Origin of the sequence: Tsukamurella ocularis (assembly GCF_965138335.1) — a bacterium.
Classification (GTDB): domain Bacteria; phylum Actinomycetota; class Actinomycetes; order Mycobacteriales; family Mycobacteriaceae; genus Tsukamurella; species Tsukamurella ocularis_A.
On sequence record NZ_CBCSDV010000033.1, the window covers coordinates 1 to 17,878 of the forward strand.

At 71.7% G+C, this 17,878-nt stretch carries 17 protein-coding genes; 10 read left to right on the forward strand and 7 right to left on the reverse strand.

Features of this window, described 5'->3' with window-relative positions; genetic code table 11:
* Positions 1-142 precede the first annotated feature (142 nt).
* A complete protein-coding gene (locus ACNAYW_RS21285; RefSeq protein ID WP_415851632.1) occupies positions 143-463 on the reverse strand; it encodes a hypothetical protein in 321 nt (106 codons plus the stop codon).
* A gap of 447 nt (positions 464-910) precedes the next feature.
* Between ACNAYW_RS21285 and dnaK the strand changes: the two genes are divergently transcribed.
* From dnaK to ACNAYW_RS21305, 4 genes are read left to right on the forward strand one after another with little or no spacing between them, the layout of a single operon-like run.
* On the forward strand, positions 911-2,755 hold the full coding sequence (dnaK, locus tag ACNAYW_RS21290; protein WP_415851633.1) for a molecular chaperone DnaK: 1,845 nt from the start codon (positions 911-913) through the stop codon (positions 2,753-2,755).
* Positions 2,756-3,325 (forward strand): nucleotide exchange factor GrpE, encoded by a 570-nt coding sequence (gene grpE, locus ACNAYW_RS21295; protein ID WP_415851634.1) that lies wholly within the window; start codon positions 2,756-2,758, stop codon positions 3,323-3,325. It abuts the gene before it with no gap.
* 15 nt (positions 3,326-3,340) lie between these two features.
* A complete protein-coding gene (gene dnaJ / locus ACNAYW_RS21300; RefSeq protein WP_415851635.1) occupies positions 3,341-4,582 on the forward strand; it encodes a molecular chaperone DnaJ in 1,242 nt (413 codons plus the stop codon).
* Positions 4,582-4,980: a heat shock protein transcriptional repressor HspR gene (locus tag ACNAYW_RS21305; protein WP_415851636.1), complete on the forward strand. Its 399-nt coding sequence runs from the start codon at positions 4,582-4,584 to the stop codon at positions 4,978-4,980. Before dnaJ ends, ACNAYW_RS21305 begins: the two co-directional genes overlap by 1 nt.
* 111 nt (positions 4,981-5,091) lie before the next feature.
* Here ACNAYW_RS21305 and ACNAYW_RS21310 read toward each other — a convergent pair whose 3' ends face one another.
* Positions 5,092-6,240: an FAD-binding oxidoreductase gene (locus tag ACNAYW_RS21310; RefSeq protein ID WP_415851637.1), complete on the reverse strand. Its 1,149-nt coding sequence runs from the start codon at positions 6,238-6,240 to the stop codon at positions 5,092-5,094.
* Positions 6,241-6,429: 189 nt separating this feature from the next.
* Here ACNAYW_RS21310 and ACNAYW_RS21315 point away from each other — a divergent pair, with 189 nt between their 5' ends.
* The 4 genes from ACNAYW_RS21315 (at position 6,430) to clpB (ending at position 12,079) form a co-directional block, all read left to right on the forward strand.
* Entirely contained in the window at positions 6,430-7,275 is an 846-nt protein-coding gene (locus tag ACNAYW_RS21315; RefSeq protein ID WP_415851638.1) for an SGNH/GDSL hydrolase family protein, read from the forward strand.
* A gap of 21 nt (positions 7,276-7,296) precedes the next feature.
* Positions 7,297-8,577, forward strand: a complete 1,281-nt coding sequence (locus tag ACNAYW_RS21320; protein WP_415851639.1) for a lipase family protein — start codon at positions 7,297-7,299, stop codon at positions 8,575-8,577.
* A 75-nt stretch (positions 8,578-8,652) separates the two neighbouring features.
* Complete coding sequence (locus ACNAYW_RS21325) at positions 8,653-9,270, forward strand: SGNH/GDSL hydrolase family protein (RefSeq protein ID WP_415851640.1); 618 nt, start codon at positions 8,653-8,655, stop codon at positions 9,268-9,270.
* A 256-nt stretch (positions 9,271-9,526) separates the two neighbouring features.
* The gene (clpB, locus tag ACNAYW_RS21330) at positions 9,527-12,079 is read left to right on the forward strand and encodes an ATP-dependent chaperone ClpB (protein ID WP_415851641.1); all 2,553 of its coding nucleotides are present in this window, start codon (positions 9,527-9,529) and stop codon (positions 12,077-12,079) included.
* Between the two features lie 56 nt (positions 12,080-12,135).
* Here clpB and ACNAYW_RS21335 read toward each other — a convergent pair whose 3' ends face one another.
* A complete protein-coding gene (locus ACNAYW_RS21335; protein ID WP_415851642.1) occupies positions 12,136-13,599 on the reverse strand; it encodes an FAD-dependent oxidoreductase in 1,464 nt (487 codons plus the stop codon).
* A 66-nt stretch (positions 13,600-13,665) separates the two neighbouring features.
* Between ACNAYW_RS21335 and ACNAYW_RS21340 the strand changes: the two genes are divergently transcribed.
* Both ACNAYW_RS21340 and ACNAYW_RS21345 read left to right on the forward strand, forming a co-directional pair.
* A complete protein-coding gene (locus ACNAYW_RS21340; RefSeq protein ID WP_415851643.1) occupies positions 13,666-14,694 on the forward strand; it encodes an alpha/beta fold hydrolase in 1,029 nt (342 codons plus the stop codon).
* Entirely contained in the window at positions 14,691-15,065 is a 375-nt protein-coding gene (locus ACNAYW_RS21345) for a PPOX class F420-dependent oxidoreductase (protein ID WP_415851644.1), read from the forward strand. Before ACNAYW_RS21340 ends, ACNAYW_RS21345 begins: the two co-directional genes overlap by 4 nt.
* Positions 15,066-15,137: 72 nt before the next feature.
* Here ACNAYW_RS21345 and ACNAYW_RS21350 read toward each other — a convergent pair whose 3' ends face one another.
* The 4 genes from ACNAYW_RS21350 to ACNAYW_RS21365 all read right to left on the reverse strand — a co-directional run bounded on the left by ACNAYW_RS21350 (position 15,138) and on the right by ACNAYW_RS21365 (position 17,766).
* Positions 15,138-16,058 (reverse strand): phosphotransferase, encoded by a 921-nt coding sequence (locus ACNAYW_RS21350; RefSeq protein WP_415851674.1) that lies wholly within the window; start codon positions 16,056-16,058, stop codon positions 15,138-15,140.
* Positions 16,059-16,162: 104 nt separating this feature from the next.
* Positions 16,163-16,633 (reverse strand): endonuclease domain-containing protein (locus ACNAYW_RS21355; protein ID WP_415851645.1); only part of this gene is annotated, 471 nt, incomplete at its 5' end.
* A gap of 469 nt (positions 16,634-17,102) precedes the next feature.
* The gene (locus tag ACNAYW_RS21360) at positions 17,103-17,360 is read right to left on the reverse strand and encodes a hypothetical protein (RefSeq protein WP_415851646.1); all 258 of its coding nucleotides are present in this window, start codon (positions 17,358-17,360) and stop codon (positions 17,103-17,105) included.
* Between the two features lie 19 nt (positions 17,361-17,379).
* Complete coding sequence (locus tag ACNAYW_RS21365) at positions 17,380-17,766, reverse strand: YidH family protein (protein ID WP_415851647.1); 387 nt, start codon at positions 17,764-17,766, stop codon at positions 17,380-17,382.
* Between the last annotated feature and the right edge of the window lie 112 nt (positions 17,767-17,878).

The window sequence follows — 17,878 nt, forward strand, 5'->3', positions numbered from 1 at the left end:
CGGCGCGGGGGACGGCCGGTCCCCCACNGNGGGAGCGGCGTCNNGTGNGGGAGTGAACGGACCCGCGGGGATTCGGCGCGGCGCGGGGGACGAACGTCGTCGGCGTCACCGCCGTGCTGTTGCCCGTTCCTGTGCGGGCCGGCTAGAGGGTGACGGCCGCGGCCAGCACCAGGGAGAGCAGGACGGCGACCACGCCGATGATCGCGATGCAGGCGATCCGGCAGCGTCCGAGCCCGAACGCCGCACCGATCGTGGCGAAGGTCGGTACGAGCACCGCCAGGAAGGCGATGGCTCTGTTTGTGGTCCGGACGTAGTCGGGGTTGTGCCATGTCTCGATGCCGGCCACGGAGCCGAGGACCAGGAACACGACGACGATGAACGCCCAGCCGGCGACGAACAGGGAGTAGCGGGCGATCCCGGCGCGGACGGCGTACCTGCGGTGGGTGGGGGCGAGGTTGCTCATGTATCCAGTCCACTCGGTGCCGGGCCTCGGCGGATCCGTGGAACTACCTAGTCGACCCCGGGATTCCCCCGCGGTGCGGCGCGGCGCGACGGCGCGCGTGACGCCGCGCGGGGGACGTGGACGCCGCGAGGGGGACGGTTCGTCCCCCATGGGACGACCGGCTTCCCGTGGGGGAGGCACCGCCGCGCGGGGGACGTGGACGCCGCGCGGGGGACGAACTGGCGGTGACAGCCACCGTCGGACCGCGCGACCTGGGAGAACAGCCCTTGAGCGACCTCCGCTCAAGTTTTTGGAAGAATCGGGAACATTCCCGTCCGGCCGCCCGTTGGACATGTCGTACTACTTGAGCGTGCCGCGCTCAATGGGGTAGAACTGAGGTGTTCGCCCCTTGAGCCTGGGGCGCTGAAGTCTGGATCTGTAGCAGAACTATTCAGGAGGCAAATCAATATGGGACGTGCAGTAGGCATCGACCTCGGCACCACCAACTCGTGCGTCGCTGTCCTCGAGGGCGGCGACCCGGTCGTGATCGCGAACGCCGAGGGCTCGCGGACCACCCCCTCGGTGGTGGCCTTCGCGCGCAACGGTGAGGTCCTGGTGGGTCAGCCCGCCAAGAACCAGGCCGTCACGAACGTCGACCGCACCATCCGCTCGGTCAAGCGCCACATCGGCACCGACTGGTCGCAGAAGATCGACGACAAGGACTACACCAGCCAGGAGATCAGCGCCCGCACGCTGATGAAGCTCAAGCGCGACGCCGAGGCCTACCTCGGCGAGGACGTCACGGACGCCGTCGTCACCGTGCCCGCGTACTTCAACGACGCGCAGCGCCAGGCCACCAAGGAGGCCGGCCAGATCGCGGGCCTGAACGTGCTCCGCATCGTCAACGAGCCCACCGCCGCCGCGCTCGCGTACGGCCTGGACAAGGGCGAGAAGGAGCAGACCATCCTGGTCTTCGACCTCGGTGGCGGCACCTTCGACGTCTCGCTGCTGGAGATCGGTGACGGCGTCGTCGAGGTCCGCGCGACCTCGGGCGACAACGAGCTCGGCGGTGACGACTGGGATCAGCGCGTCGTCGACTGGCTCGTCGAGAAGTTCAAGGCGCAGCACGGCATCGACCTGACCAAGGACAAGATGGCCATGCAGCGTCTGCGCGAGGCCGCCGAGAAGGCGAAGATCGAGCTGAGCTCGGGCCAGAGCACCTCGATCAACCTGCCCTACATCACGGTGGACGCGGACAAGAACCCGCTCTTCCTCGACGAGAACCTCTCGCGCAGTGAGTTCCAGAAGATCACCAACGATCTGCTCGAGCGCACCCGCAAGCCCTTCCAGGCGGTCATCAAGGACGCCGGCATCTCCGTGGGCGACATCGACCACGTCGTACTCGTCGGTGGTTCCACCCGTATGCCCGCCGTGACCGAGCTGGTCAAGGAGCTCACGGGCGGCCAGGAGCCCAACAAGGGCGTCAACCCGGACGAGGTCGTCGCCGTCGGCGCCGCCCTGCAGGCCGGCGTGCTGCGCGGCGAGGTCAAGGACGTGCTGCTGCTCGACGTCACCCCGCTGTCCCTCGGCATCGAGACCAAGGGCGGCGTGATGACCAAGCTCATCGAGCGCAACACCACCATCCCCACCAAGCGGTCCGAGACCTTCACCACGGCCGACGACAACCAGCCGTCCGTGCAGATCCAGGTCTTCCAGGGCGAGCGTGAGATCGCCGCGCACAACAAGCTGCTCGGCAGCTTCGAGCTCACCGGCATCGCGCCGGCGCCGCGCGGCGTGCCCCAGATCGAGGTCACCTTCGACATCGACGCCAACGGCATCGTGCACGTGACCGCGAAGGACAAGGGCACGGGCAAGGAGAACACGATCAAGATCTCCGACGGCAGCGGTCTGTCGCAGGAGGAGATCGACCGGATGATCAAGGACGCCGAGGCGCACGCCTCGGAGGACAAGGCTCGCCGCGAGGAGGCGGAGACCCGCAACCAGGCCGAGTCGCTGGTCAACCAGACCGAGAAGTTCCTCAAGGAGAACGAGGACAAGGTCCCGGCCGAGAACAAGGAGAAGGTGGAGGCCGCCATCAAGGAGGCGAACGAGGCCCTGCAGGGCACCGACATCGCCGCCGTGAAGGCCGCCGTCGAGAAGCTCTCCGCCGAGTCGCAGGAGCTGGGCCAGGCGCTCTACGCGCAGGCCGGTGCCGCCGAGGCGCAGGCCGACGGTGCCGAGGCCGGCGCCCAGCAGGACGACGGCGTCGTGGACGCCGAGGTCGTCGACGAGGACCCGAAGGACGCCAAGTAAATGACGAGTCCCGAGAATCCGGTGGAACCGGATGAGGTGACCCCGGAGTCGGAGGTCGCGGCGGAGGAATCCGCCGCGGCCCCGGCCGACCCGGGTGAGGCGGCGGGCGGCGAGACCGTCGAGGAGGCCGCGCCGGACAAGGAGGCGGAGCTCACCGCCGACCTGCAGCGCGTGACCGCCGAGTACGCCAACTACCGCAAGCGCACCGCGCGCGACGTGGTGGACGCCCGTGCCGCGGGCAAGGCCTTCGTGGTCGGCGAGCTGCTCGTGGTGCTGGACGACCTGGACCGCGCGCGCAACCACGGCGATCTCGAGGCCGGGCCGCTGAAGTCCGTGTCCGACAAGCTCGACGGCGTGCTCAAGGCCCTGGGCCTGGAGTCCTTCGGCGTGGAGGGCGATGCGTTCGACCCCGCCATCCACGAGGCCGTGCAGCACGAGGGCGACGGTGCCGATCCCGTCCTGGGAGCGGTTCTGCGCCAGGGATATCAGATCGATGGCAAGGTGATCCGTAACGCGATGGTCGCAGTGGTCGACCGTCCGGCGGAGGCCCCGAGCCAGGACGAGCAATAAAGGAGGTGATGCCCAGTGGCACAGAGGGAATGGGTTGAACAGGACTTCTACAAGGAGCTGGGCGTCAGCTCCGGTGCGAGTGCCGACGAGATCAAGAAGGCGTACCGCAAGCTGGCCCGTGAGCTGCATCCGGACGCGAATCCGGGCAACACGCAGGCCGAGGAGCGGTTCAAGCGGGTCTCCGAGGCGCACGCCGTGCTCTCCGATCCGGCCAAGCGCAAGGAGTACGACGAGACGCGGCGCCTGTTCGGCGGCGGTCGCTTCGGCTCCGGCGGCGCGGGCGGGTACGGCGGCGGTGGCGGCTTCGGCTCCGGCGGCTTCGGCAACACCGGTGGCGGCGGCGCGGGCGGGTTCTCGTTCTCGGACATCTTCGACGGTGCCGCGTCCGGCAACGGCGGTGGTGGCTTCGGGGACATCTTCGAAGGCCTGTTCAACCGTGGCGGCGCGGGGCAGGGCTCCGGCCCGGGCCCGCAGCCGACGCGGCCGCGCCGTGGCAACGATCTTGAATCCGAGCTGACGCTGGGCTTCCGGGACGCGACGCTGGGCGTCACCACGCCGATCACGCTGACCTCGCCGTCGCCGTGCACCACGTGTCACGGGTCCGGCGCCAAGCCGGGCACCAGCCCGCGGGTCTGCCAGTCCTGCAACGGTTCCGGCCTTGTGAGCCGGAATCAGGGAGCGTTCAGCTTCTCGGAGCCGTGCCCGGACTGCCGCGGCACCGGCTCGGTGATCGACGATCCCTGCACCGACTGCAACGGCACGGGCGTCACGGTCCGGACCCGCACGGTGAACGTGAAGATCCCGCCCGGAGTCAAGGACGGCCAGCGCATCCGCCTGGCCGGCCAGGGCCAGGCCGGGATGCGCGGGGCGCCGTCGGGCGACCTGTTCGTCACGGTCCACGTCAGCGCCGACGACGTCTTCACCCGCAACGGCGACGACCTCCTGGTCACCCTGCCTGTCAGCTTCGCGGAGCTGGCGCTGGGCGCCACCGTCACCGTCCCCACGCTGGGACAGCCGGTGGGCGTGAAGATCCCGGCCGGCACCACCGACGGTCGCACCCTGCGGGTGCGCGGCCGCGGCGTGCCGAAGCGGGCGGGCGGCCACGGCGACCTGCTCGTCAAGGTGCAGGTCGCGGTGCCCCCGTCGCTGGACGAGCGGGCGCAGCAGGCGTTGCGCGATTACGCCGAGGCCGAGCGCGCCGCGGGCTTCGACCCGCGGGGTGGCTGGGCCGGCGCCGGAAGCACCGCGGGGGCGTGATGATGAACGTCGACCAGCAGTTCCCCGACGATCCGGACGCGCACGTGTTCATGATCTCGGTGGCTGCGCAGCTCGCGGGGATGCACGCGCAGACCCTCCGCACGTACGACCGGCTCGGGCTCGTGACGCCCGAGCGGTCGGCGGGCGGGGGCCGGCGTTACTCCTCGCGGGACGTCGACCTGCTCCGCGAGGTGCAGCGCCTCTCGCAGGACGAGGGCGTGAACCTCGCCGGGATCAAGCGGATCATCGACCTGACCAATCAGGTCGACGCCCTGCAGCGGCGAGTCGAGGAACTCACCGCGCAGGTCGAGAACGTCCGCCGCGGAGGCGAACTGGTGCACGTGCCGAAGAGTTCCGCGATGGTCGTCTGGCAGCCGCGGAGTCGCCGCAAGAGCTGAGCGGGAGTCCCGCCACGGCCCCGGAGTCCCAGGACTCCGGGGCCGTTGCGCGTCCTGAGCCGTCCGGTGCCCCGTCCCGTCGCGACCTGCACGGCCTGCGCGGCCGTCCGTTCACAGCGGGTCGTGCACCACGTCCTCGGGTGCGGCGCCCCGCGCCACGGCCTTCTCGCTCGCGGCGCGCAGCAGGCCCTTCGGGCCGGCGATCAGCACGCGGTGGCCGGTGAGATCCAGGCCGTCCATCGCATCCACCAGCGAGCCGTGCCGCAGCGGTAGGGCGCGGTACGCGGTGGCCGGCCGCTTGAGCCACCACGGATCCCGCCGCGCGTCCGTCACCTGCGTCACCTTGAGCCACGGGTTCGTGGCCGCCAGCGGCGCCAGCGCGTCCGAGTCGTACAGCAACCCCGGCGACCGCGCCCCCACCAGGAGGTGCACGTCGGGGTTGTCGGCGTTCATGGACATCGCCAGCAGGATGGACTTCATCGGCGCGAGGCCGGTGCCACCGGCGATCATCGTGACGGGGCGGTCACCGTCGGGCCGCAGGAGCCCGTGGACCTGCCCGAACTGCCACACGTCGCCGGGGCGGGTCTCGGCGAAGACGGTGCTGGAGAGGTAACCCCCCGGCACCGAGCGGATGTGGAACTCCAACTGCCCCTGCGTGTTCGGCGGCATCGCCAGCGACAGCGGGCGCCACACGCGCGGCACCTGCGGGATCTGCGTCTCCACGTACTGGCCGGGCCGGAAGAGGAGCGGCTCGTCGGCCACGAGGCGCACCACCGCCAGGCCCGGGTGCGGTCGCAGGACGTCGGCCACGCGGGCGATGCGGCGGGCGGGCGTCGGATCGGAGTGCGCTCCGCCGCGCATCACGCCGGTGATCAGATGGACGCCGTGCTCGAGCACCGCGGCGTCCTCCTCGTCGAGCCCGCCGTGCGGCTGGTAGACGGCGTGCACCTCCGCGATGAGCGCACTCGTCATCGTCTCGTAGTGGGCCTCGGTCAGGCCGTACTTGCGGTGGTCGCGCCCGAGCTGTGCCAGGAACTCGATGAGGTCTTCGTGCCCGTCGGTCTTCGGTATGGACGTGAAGACGTGGTCGAGCACGCGCGCGAAGGTCGCGCGGTGACCCGTCATGTTGGCGGGGAAGAGGTCGCGGAGCGAGGGATCCATGGCGAAGAGTCGGGCGAACAGGCCCTTGGTGAATTCGTCCGCCACCGGCTTCAGGTCGGCCGCGATCTGCGCCAGACCGTGCCGTGCATGCGAACCCACTGCCGCTCCGCTCCTGTCCTGTCGACCCTGCGTTGACGGGCCCATCCTACCTGCGGCTTTGCTTCCGCCACATCGTCATGCGCACGGCGCGCCCGGTGCGGCGCCGAACCGCCCCGTCGAGTATCTTTCTTCCGGGCGCGCAGATCGTGCCGACGGGATCGACGAGCTCGAAGAGAGGGTTCCACCGCCATGATCGCTGTGCGAGTCAGTCGCCGCGTGCGCCGCATCGGATACGGCATCGCCTTCGGAGCGGGCATCGCCCTCGCGCCGATCGCCGCGGGGGCCGCCTCCGCCGACACCGTGCCGGTCGGCGATGCCCCCGCCGCGTCCACAGCGGTGCAGCGGGTGAAGCCTGTCGTCGTGCCCAGGACCGCTGCGCGGCCCGTGGCCGCGAAGCCCGTGGCTGCGAAGCCCGTCGCCAAGCCCGTCTCGGGGAAGGCACTGGCGGCGACGCCCGCTGCCGCGAAGCCGGCAGGTGCGAAGCCCGGCGCGGCCCTGCGGGGCGGCTCCACCGACCGCCGCTCGGTCGTCGTGATCGGCGCCTCCGTCTCCTCGGGCAAGGAGGTGTCGGCGTCGCAGGCGTACCCGAGCCGGCTCGCCGCGCTGTCGGGACACCCGGTGCGCGTCAGTTCCCGCGTCGGCGCCGGCTACGCCGACGGGTCGATCGCGCGTCTCACCCGCGCCGCGAACCTGCCCGCGCAGAACCCGGAGCTGGTGGTGCTGCAGGCCGGCACCAACGACGTCGGCGCGCCTCCGGCCCTCGTCGCGGGCCAGGTGCGGCAGGTCGTCTCGACGGTGCGCCAGCAGGCGCCCGGCGCGAAGATCGCCGTGGTCACGGTGTTCCCGTCGATCCACAACGGTGCTGCCGCCCGGAACACCGACGCCGCGATCATCGGCGCGGCCCGGTCCGTCGACCCGAGCGTCGCGGTGATCTCCCCGCTCAGCGAGGGCTGGACCTACCGCTCGTCGGAGGACGGGCACCCCGGCTCCGCCGCGCACCAGCGGATCGCCGAGCGGGTTTCTGCACTCGTCTGAATTCGGTATTAGCCTGAGGCGATGACGCGCAGGTCGTTGCCACCCCCGCTGCCGGCCGACGATGACTTCCTCGTGCCCGCCCCCGGCTTCGCGGCGGCCGCCGCCGGTTCGGTGCTCCGCAGTCGGAGGGTCGAGCTCGGGGTGTTCGGCGGCGTCCGGCTGCCGCAGCGCGCCTGGCAGGTCCAGTACCGCACCGCCGATCACACCGGTGCGCCGCAGACCTCCGTCGCCACGCTGATCCTCCCGCGCGGAGCGCTACCGGGGCCGCGCCCGCTGATGTCCTACCAGTGCGCGATCGACTCGCTCTCGCCGCGCAGCTTCCCCTCGTACGCGCTGCGCCGCGGTGCCCGCTCGTACGGCTCCGCGACCCGCTGGGAACTGCTCGTCGTCGGGATGGCGCTGGCGCGCGGTTGGGCGGTGGTCGTGCCCGATCACGAGGGTGCTTCGGGCAACTGGGGCGTGCCCCGCGAGGCCGGGTACTGCGCCCTCGACGCCATCCGCGCCGCCCGCGCCTTCGCGCCCTTCGGCGTCGGCCCGCAGGATCCGACGGTGCTGTTCGGCTACTCCGGCGGCGGGCTCGCGACGGCGTGGGCGGCGGAACTGCAGCCGTCCTACGCGCCCGAGCTCGAGCTGGCCGGGGCCGTGCTAGGCAGCCCGGTCGGGCACCTCCGGAACACGTTCCTGCGGCTCTCGGCCGGCCCTTTCGGAGGGCTCGCGCTCGCCGTCGTCGCGGGCCTGCACCGCGGCTACCCCGACTTTCGCGCCGACCTCGACGCGAACACCGTGCCGCAGGTGCAGGAGCTGATCGCCGGAGCCCCGGCGTACAGCACGCTCGGCGCCGTCACGCGGTTCCGGGGCTTCGACCCGCAGTCCGTTCTCACCATCCCCCTCGACGAGTTCCTCTCCCGGCCATCGCAAGTGGCGATGTTCGCGGACATCGAACCGGGGACGGCGGCACCGTCGTGCCCCCTGCTGGTGGTGCAGGCGGTCCACGACCAGATCATCTCCGTCGACGACGTGGACCGGCTCGTCGCGACCTACCGGCGCCTGGGCGCCACCGTCGACTACGTGCGGGACGAGGCGTCCGAGCACGTCACGGCCCTCGTGCTGTCGGTGACGTCGAGCCTGGATTGGCTCGCGGCGCGGATGGCCGCCCGGCCGGCGGGAGATCGCACCCGGTCGACGGTGCTCGCCGTGCGGCCCCGCGTCTGGCGCGGGCTGCTCCGGCACGGGGCGGTGGTCGTCGAGGCCGCCTGCGGTCGCGGCATCGGGCCGCGGCGTCGGACACACCCCGGCGCGTGAGCAGAGATGCGGAAGTTATGCATGTGACAGTTGTTGTGTCAAGATGTCGGCATGAGCGTGTCGCGTTGGGGGGCAATGGTCGGAATCGGAGCCGCGGTCGTCGCGACGGTGGGCGGAGCGTCCGCGGGCAACGTCGCCGCTGATCCCGGTTCCGTCCTGCGGACCGCGGACTCGCGCCCCATCGTCGTGATCGGGGCGTCGATCTCCACCGGCTACGAGGTCGAGGGCGTCGTCGCGTATCCGCGGATGATCAGCGCGATCGCCGGCCGATCGGTGTACCTCAGCGCCCGCAGCGGCGCCGGCTACAACGACGGGGCGATCGCCGGGCTGACGCGGGCCGCGAACCTGCCGGAGCGCGATCCGGCGCTCGTCGTGGTGCAGGCCGGCTCCAACGACGTGGGCGCCTCCACCACCGCGATCGACAGCCAGGTGCGGCAGGTGATCACGACGGTGCGGTCGCAGGCACCGAAGGCCAGGGTCGCGCTGATCACGGTCTTCCCGACCGTCCACGGCAGCGGCCCGAACGCCCGCGCCACCGAGGCGGCGATCGTCGGCGCCGCCCGCGCCGTCGACCCCTCGATCTCCGTCATCTCCCCGCTCAGCGAGGGCTGGGTCTACGGGACCAGCAGCGACGGCCATCCCGACGCCGCCGCGCACCAGAAGCTCGCGGAGCGCGTCGCCGCCCTGGCGTGACGGAACGGCGCGGCGCCGCGCACCGTCGAACCCGATCACCTGACTTAACAGCGTTAGCCCAGGGTGCTTCCTGGGGATTCTCCTGCCGCTAACGCTGTTAAGTCGCAGGCGGTGGTGTGTGCTGTGGGTCACGCGGATTCCGCGACTTGAGTGGAACAGACTCAAGGTTCTGCGCGTTGAGGACAACAGAAGGCATACTTGAGCGGAGAAGGCTCAGGGTGCACGATCGTGTTCGAGACGACCCAGGAGGAAGTACGTGGATTCGTTCCAGCCCACCACCAAGACGCAGGCCGCGCTGACCTCGGCCCTGCAGGCGGCGTCCGCCGCGGGGAACCCGGAGATCTCTCCGGCGCACCTGCTGGTGGCGCTGCTCGACCAGACCGACGGGATCGCCGCGCCGCTGCTCAAGGCGGTGGGCGTGGATCCCGTCACCGTGCGCAACCGCGCGCAGGAGCTCGTGGACCGCAAGCCGAAGGCCAGCGGGTCCACCACCACGCCGCAGCTCAGCCGTGAGTCGATCGCGTCGATCAGCGCGGCGCAGAAGCTCGCGACCGAGATGGGCGATCAGTTCGTCTCCACGGAGCACGTGCTGTACGGGCTCGCGGAGGCGGGCGGCGAGGCCGCGCAGGTCCTCACCTCGGCCGGCGCCACCCCGCAGGAGATCCGCGAGGCCTTCACGGCGGTCCGCGGCAGCGCGAAGGTCACCTCGCAGGACCCCGAGGGTCAGTACCAGGCGCTCGAGAAGTACTCGACCGACCTCACCGCGCGCGCCCGCGAGGGCAAGCTCGACCCGGTGATCGGGCGCGACAACGAGATCCGCCGCGTCGTGCAGGTGCTGTCCCGCCGTACCAAGAACAACCCGGTGCTCATCGGCGAGCCCGGCGTCGGCAAGACCGCCATCGTCGAGGGCCTGGCGCAGCGCGTCGTCACGGGCGACGTGCCCGAGTCGCTGCGCGGCAAGACGGTGATCTCGCTGGACCTCGGCTCGATGGTCGCGGGCGCCAAGTACCGCGGCGAGTTCGAGGAGCGGCTCAAGGCCGTCCTCGACGAGATCAAGGCCAGCTCCGGCCAGATCATCACCTTCATCGACGAGCTGCACACCATCGTGGGCGCCGGCGCGACCGGCGACTCCGCCATGGACGCGGGCAACATGATCAAGCCGATGCTCGCCCGCGGCGAGCTGCGGCTCGTCGGCGCCACCACGCTCGACGAGTACCGCCAGTACATCGAGAAGGACGCCGCTCTCGAGCGCCGCTTCCAGCAGGTGCTGGTCGGGGAGCCGTCGGTGGAGGACACCGTCGGCATCCTGCGTGGCCTCAAGGAGCGCTACGAGGTGCACCACGGCGTGCGCATCACCGATTCCGCGCTGGTCGCCGCCGCGTCGCTGTCGGACCGCTACATCACGTCGCGGTTCCTGCCGGACAAGGCGATCGACCTCGTCGACGAGGCCGCCTCGCGCCTGCGGATGGAGATCGACTCGCGCCCCGAGGAGATCGACGCCGAGGAGCGGCTGGTCCGTCGCCTCGAGATCGAGGAGATGGCGCTGTCGAAGGAGACGGACGCCGCCTCCGTCGACCGCCTGGAGAAGCTGCGCGGCGAGCTCGCCGACCACAAGGAGAAGCTGGCTCAGCTCACCTCCCGCTGGCAGAACGAGAAGGGCGCCATCGATTCGGTGCGCTCCCTCAAGGAGCAGCTGGAGACGCTGAAGGGCGAGTCGGAGCGCGCCGAGCGCGACGGCGACCTCGGCCGCGCCGCGGAGCTGCGCTACGGCCAGATCCCGGCGCTCGAGAAGCAGCTCGACGAGGCGGTCGCCTCCTCGGGTGCCGCCTCCGACGGCGAGGTCATGCTCAAGGAGGAGGTCGGCCCGGACGATGTGGCCGACGTGGTCTCCGCCTGGACCGGCGTCCCCGCCGGCCGCATGCTCGAGGGCGAGACGGCCAAGCTGCTGCGCATGGAATCGGAGATCGGCAAGCGCGTCATCGGCCAGGAGGCCGCGGTCACCGCGGTCTCGGATGCGGTGCGCCGCACCCGCGCCGGCGTCGCGGACCCGAACCGGCCCACGGGCTCGTTCCTGTTCCTCGGCCCGACGGGCGTGGGCAAGACCGAGCTGGCGAAGGGGCTCGCGGAGTTCCTCTTCGACGACGAGCGCGCGATGGTGCGCATCGACATGTCCGAGTACGGCGAGAAGCACTCCGTCGCAAGGCTCGTCGGCGCGCCTCCCGGGTACGTCGGCTACGAGGCCGGCGGTCAGCTCACCGAGGCCGTGCGGCGCCGCCCCTACACCGTGGTGCTGTTCGACGAGGTCGAGAAGGCGCACCCGGACGTCTTCGACGTGCTGCTGCAGGTGCTCGACGAGGGTCGGCTCACCGACGGCCAGGGCCGCACGGTGGACTTCCGCAACACCATCCTGATCCTCACGTCGAACCTCGGCGCGGGCGGCACGCCCGAGCAGGTGATGGCCGCGGTGCGCGCGAAGTTCAAGCCGGAGTTCATCAACCGGCTCGACGACGTGCTGATCTTCGACTCGCTCAGCTCGGACCAGCTGACCGGCATCGTCGACATCCAGCTGGACCAGCTGCGCAAGCGCCTGTCCCAGCGCCGGCTGGAGCTCGAGGTCTCCGACGAGGCCAAGGGCTGGCTCGCGGAGCGCGGTTTCGACCCGCTCTACGGCGCCCGGCCGCTGCGCCGCCTGGTGCAGCAGGCCATCGGCGACCAGCTCGCCAAGGCGCTGCTCGCGGGCGACGTCCGCGACGGCGACGCGGTGAAGGTCACCGTCAGCGACGACGGCGACCGGCTCATCGTCGGCTGACACATCGCGGACAAGGCCCCGTCCTCCCCTGGAGGGCGGGGCCTTTCGCGTTCGCGCTACTCCGCCGTGAGCAGCCCGCCGTGGAAGTCGGCGATCAGGGCGTCGACGGTGCCGCGGGCGTCGAAGCGGTTCGTGCCGATGACGCCCGTGGGGCCGCGCTTGCACCAGCCGGCCACGTACACGCCGGGGAGGGCGGCACCGTCGGGCCCGAGGACGCGCCCGTCGGCGTTCGGGATGGTGCCGGTGGCCTCGTCGTACGGCACGCCCGGGACGGACGTACCGCGCAGCCCGATCGACGGCAGCACCAGTCCGCACGCCAGCTCCGACGGTGCGCCGTGGTCGTCGAAGGCGACGGTCAGGGCGCCGTCGGACGCGGTGATGGCGGTGGGCGGCGTGCCGAACCGCAGCACCACCCGTCGGCCCTCCGGCGCGGAATCCGCCGCCGGAAGCGCCTGCAGCAGAGACAGTTTCTGCGACCGGTAGAAGCGCGCCTGCTCGTCGGCGGGCTCGTCGCCGTCGTCGTCCAGATCGCCGGGCTCGACGACGACCGGCACGGTGCGGGCCAGCCCCACCAGCTCCGGCGCGGTGAAGGCGGCGTGCCCCGGGCCCCGTCGGGCGAGGATCACGACCTCCCGCACCTGCGAATCCCGGAGCGCGGCCAGGGCCTGCTCGGTCATGTCCGTGCCGGCGAACGTCTCGGGGTCGGCGGTGAGGATCCGCGCGACGTCGAGCGCGACGTTGCCGTTGCCCAGCACCACGACCCGTTCGTGTGTGAGATCGGGTGCGAGCCCGGCGAAGTCGGGGTGGCCGTTGTACCAGGCCACGAAGTCGGCGGCGGCCGTGACGCCGGGGAGGTCGGCGCCGGGCAGCCCCAGGTCGCGGCCGTGCAGCGAGCCCACCGCGTACACCACCGCGTGATGCGTGCGGGACAAGTCGTCAGCCGTCACGTCCTCGCCGATCCGCACGCCGAGGTGCGTGGTCACGCCCGACTGCGTGCGCGACTTCGCGAACTGCTCCTGCACCTTCTTGGTGTCGGCGTGGTCGGGGGCCACGCCGAAGCGCACCAGCCCGCCGGTCTCGGGGAGGCGCTCGTAGACGTCGATCGTGGCGCGGACGTCGATGCGGTGCTGCAGCTCGCTCACCACGTAGTGCCCCGCCGCCCCGGCGCCGACGACGGCGACGCTCAGCGTCTCGGCGTCCGACGCCGGGCGCTTGCGGCCGATCCGCGGGTCGGTGAACGGGTGATCGCGGTCCGCGGCCGAGCCCACGGCCTCGTAGTAGTCCGCGTTCATCGCCTCGAACGGGGCCATCTCGGTGGTCAGCTCGTAGTCGGTGGTGATCGCCGAGACGGGGCAGGCGTCGATGCAGGCGCCGCAGTCGATGCACACGTCCGGGTCGATGTAGAGCATCTCGGCGGTGGCGTACTCCGGCTCGTCGGGCGTGGGGTGGATGCAGTCGACGGGGCACTCCGGGACGCACGACGCGTCGTTGCAGCAGTTCTGGACGATCACGTGGGGCATGCCTTCGATACTGGGCCGTGGGCCGCTCGCGGGCAAGGGATCGCGCCGCGTGTCAGGCTGAGGGGCATGACGACGATCACGCCGCACATCGCCTCGACCGAGCGCCACACCACCGCCTACCTCGCGTCCGGGCCGCTCGACGGTCCGCTGCTGGTCTTCGTGCACGGCTGGCCCGAGCTCGGCTACACCTGGCGGCACCAGCTGCGGGCCCTCGGCGCCCTCGGCTTCCGGTGCGTCGCGCCCGACATGCGCGGCTACGGCGCGTCGACGGTGCACTCCGAGAAGGACGCGTACCGCCGCGAGGAGGCGGTGACCGACATGCTGGAACTGCTCGCCGCGCTCGGTCGCTCGAGCGCGGTGTGGATCGGGCACGACTGGGGCGGGCCCGTGGTGTGGAACATCGCCACCCACCATCCTGACGTCGTCGACGCGGTGGCCGCGCTCAACGTGCCGCACTTCCCGTCGAGCGGGCCCACGCCCTTCGACCTCATCGACCGGGACAAGTACCCCGCCGACGAGTACCCCTACGGGCAGTGGGACTACCAGGTGCACTACCTCAAGTCCTTCGACGAGGCGACGGCCCAGTTCGAGAGCGACCTGCCCGGCCTCATCGCCGCACTGTTCCGCAGCGGCGAACCCCGCCACCTCGACGGCCCGGCGCCCACCGCGGTCATCACGCGCAACGGCGGCTGGTTCGGCGGCGGCCCCGTGCCGCAACTGCCGCTCGACCCGGCGGTGCTCACGCCTGAGGACCACGCCGTCTACGTCGCGGCCTTCGAACGCAACGGCATGGCCGGGCCCAACTCCTGGTACGTCAACACGCCCGCGGACGCGGAGTACGCCAGGACCGAACTCGACGACGGCCGGATCGACAAGCCGGTGCTGTTCCTGCACGGCCGGTACGACGCGATCCTCGACACCGTCGGGACCCGCCTCGCCGAGCCGATGCGCGCCGCGTGCACCGACCTCACCGAGGTGATCGTCGACTCCGGGCACTGGATGGGGGAGGAGAAGCCCGCCGAGGTCAGCGCCGCGATCGCGGGCTGGATCGCCCGCAGCGTCCCCGCGTCCTACCCGGTTACGCTGGGCGTATGACCGCTGTCGCTGACGTCGCCGATGCCAAGTACGTCCTGCTGACCACCTTCCGCAAGGACGGCACCCCCGTCGCGACCCCGCTCTGGGCCGTCCGCGACGGCGCCGACCTCGTGGTGTGGACCGTCGCCGACTCGTGGAAGGTCAAGCGGCTGCGGCGCAACCCGTCGGTGCTGGTCCAGGCCTGCGACGCCCGCGGCAAGAAGACCACGGGCCCCGAGGTCGCGGGCACGGGCGAGGTCGTCGACGGCGGCGAGGCCGGGGCGAAGATCGCGCGCAAGTACGGCGTGCTCGGGTGGCTCACCGTGACCGGGTCCAAGCTCCGCCGGGGCGCGGGCGGCACCGTCGGGATCCGGGTCCGCGACGCGGAGTGATTCTTCAAACCCGCGCTGAGCTCACCCACGACGAACCATTTCCATCGTGACCGAGCTCAGGCGCGGTTTCTGTCAGCGTGACGCGCCGCGCCACTGCTCGACGACGGGCTGCAGGTACTGCAGCAGCTCCGGTAGCTGCGGGACCAGCGCCAGCGTGCTGATCGCGCGCAGCACGCCGACGGCGTTGACGAACTCCAGCACGTCCGGGCGCAGCCCCCGGACGCCCGCGGCGGCCGCTCCCCGGTCGTAGGCAGCTTCCAGCTCGGGGCCCAGCGCGGCCACGTCCCACTCGACGGGACCCAGGGTGACCAGCTCGAAGTCCGCGAAGCGCAGGCCGTCGACGGCGGCGAACATGTTGGCCGGCGGGCAGTCCCCGTGGATCGGCTGCAGCTCCACGCCGGGGAACCGCTTCTCGAACACGGCGCGCGAGCGGACCGCCGGCTCGAGCGCGGCCCACTCGGTGCGGGCGCGCGCGACGTCGGCGGCGGGCAGCAGGTCGGGGCGGCCGGCGAGGAGGTCCAGGCCGGCGGCGACGCCGTCTGGATCGGCCGTCGCGAGGAAGCCCAGCTCGCCGGGGTAGTCCCGCAGTGCGACGTGCAGCCGGGCGGTGCTCTCCGCGTTCGCGGCGTAATCGGGTTCGGCGGCGCGGTCCTCCTCGACGTACTCCCAGAGGGTCATCGAGAAGCCGTCGCGCTGCACCGGCCGCGCGGGGACCAGCGGCGACGGCCGCAGCACCGGGACGCCCTGCGCGGCGAGCCAGGCGGTGACGGCCAGCTCGTCGCCCTGACGGCGCGCAACGGTCTCCGGTGTCTCGCTCGCGGGCAGCACGGTCGGGATGCGGACCACGACGGGCGCCGGTTCCAGCCGCACCACCACGGAGAACAGGTCGTGCAGCACCGCGGTGCCGGTGACGGCGAGGCCGAGCTCGCGGGCCGCGCCGATCGCGGCGTCGACGGCGGCGGCGGTCCGGGCGGTGCGGTCGGCGGCGCTCATGTCGTTCACGCGGGCCATGATGTCCGAATCGTCGCGGAATGTCGAAGGATTTGCAGGTTGCGGCGGCGCGGGCCCGGCGTGTCGTCGCCGGAAGCTGCAAGAACTCAGCCCGGCCACCCTCGCTTCGTCAGTGCTGCGCGCACCTGACGGAGAAACTCGGCGCGTCCTGTCCTCAGGATGTCCTTGGTGATCACGAGGACGTCCCACCCGAAGTCTTGCCGAAGGCTGTTCCGCCGCGCGGCGTCGAGGGCCTGCTGCCCCGGGTCGCCGTGGTCTCTACCGTCGTACTCGACCGCGACCAGGTAGTCCTCCGCGCCGAGGTCGAGCCGGCGGCGGCCACCGTCGACCTCGATCTGCGGGACGAACATGCTCAGGCCGTCCCGGTGGAGCATCAGCCGTACGTGGGTCTCCTGCGGCGATTCGGCGCGACCGTCGACCTCGCGCAGGATCTGGAGGACGCGCCGGCCTCGGTGCAGGTGCGGGTGGCTCGCGACGTACGCGGCGATCTCCTCGACCGTGGTCATCGACCGACCGGAGCGGTCGCGCCGAACGGCCTGGTCGACGGCGGCGATCGCNNCCGTCGACGAATCGGGCGAGGTCGATGGCGGTGCGCACCGGCGTGGTCAGGAGCATCGCCTCCCGCTCGAGGACGTCCTCGTCGGGCATCGCACCGCACCGGACGACGAGGCCGGCGCGGGACCGTCGGGCGGGCAGCCAGATCTCCACGGGCCTGCCGGCGGTGAAGGCCGCGCCGTGCAGCGCGGCCGCCGTGAATCCGCAGAGGACCGCCGACGGGTAGAGCAGTCGCGCGGCGTCGATGCGTTCGCGCAGGCCGGGAACGACGTCGACAGGGCCGCGCACCCCGCGGTAGATCACTCGGAAGTCGCGGCGGATCGCGTGCGCAGTCGCGACTGCGTCCAGCTCCGCGCGCCGCACCCCCATATTCATTGGACGCACCAGACCGCCGCGCGGATCCTCGGGAAGACTTTTGCAGGTTGTGGCGCGGCGGCCCCGGCGTGTCGTCGCCGGAACCTGCAGAAGATGTCAGGAGCCGAGAAGTCCGACCACCGCGAGCGCGACCACGCACGCCGCGAGCACCAGGTGCGAGACCGGCGGCGGCGTCCGCAGGGTGACGGCGGCGGCGCCGGCCACGGTGAGGCACGTGATCGCCGCTGGCGCGCTGGGTACCGCCCGCGCCACGATCGCGCAGGTCAGCACCAGCGCCACGGCAGTGCGCACGCGGGCCAGGAGGGTCCGCTCGGCGGCCTGGGTCGACGGTCCGCCCATCCCACGAGCGCTCATCCCGCGTGCCTCATGGGACTCACTGCACGAGGAGCGAGACGGCGAGGACGGCACCGGCGACGACGACGAGTGCCGCGAGGACCAGCGTCGCGGGGGAGCCGCGCAGCTCGCGGCCGGTCCTGATGGCGCCCTCCACCGACAACCAGCGCACGAAGGCGTAGCCGGCCAGCAGGGCGGCGACGACGAGCAGCACCACCACGAGGGGGGTCCGCACGGGCGAGGGCACGACGTGCGGGGCGAAGGCCTCCAGGCCGACCGCCGCCGCGACGAGCCCCAGCGAGGTCCGGATCCAGGCGAGGAAGGTGCGCTCGTTCGCCAATGTGAAGCGTGCGTCCGGGGCCTCACCCTCGGTGAGGGCACGCGGCGGCCACAGTCGTCCCACGCCGGCAATGCTAGCCGGGTGCATAGACATTGGCCCGTCACATTCACAGGCCCGTCTCAGACACGACGAATAGTTTCGCGCAGGGCGCGGTCGACGAGGCGCACGATGTAGGCAGGAACGCACGCGAGGAGGTGGT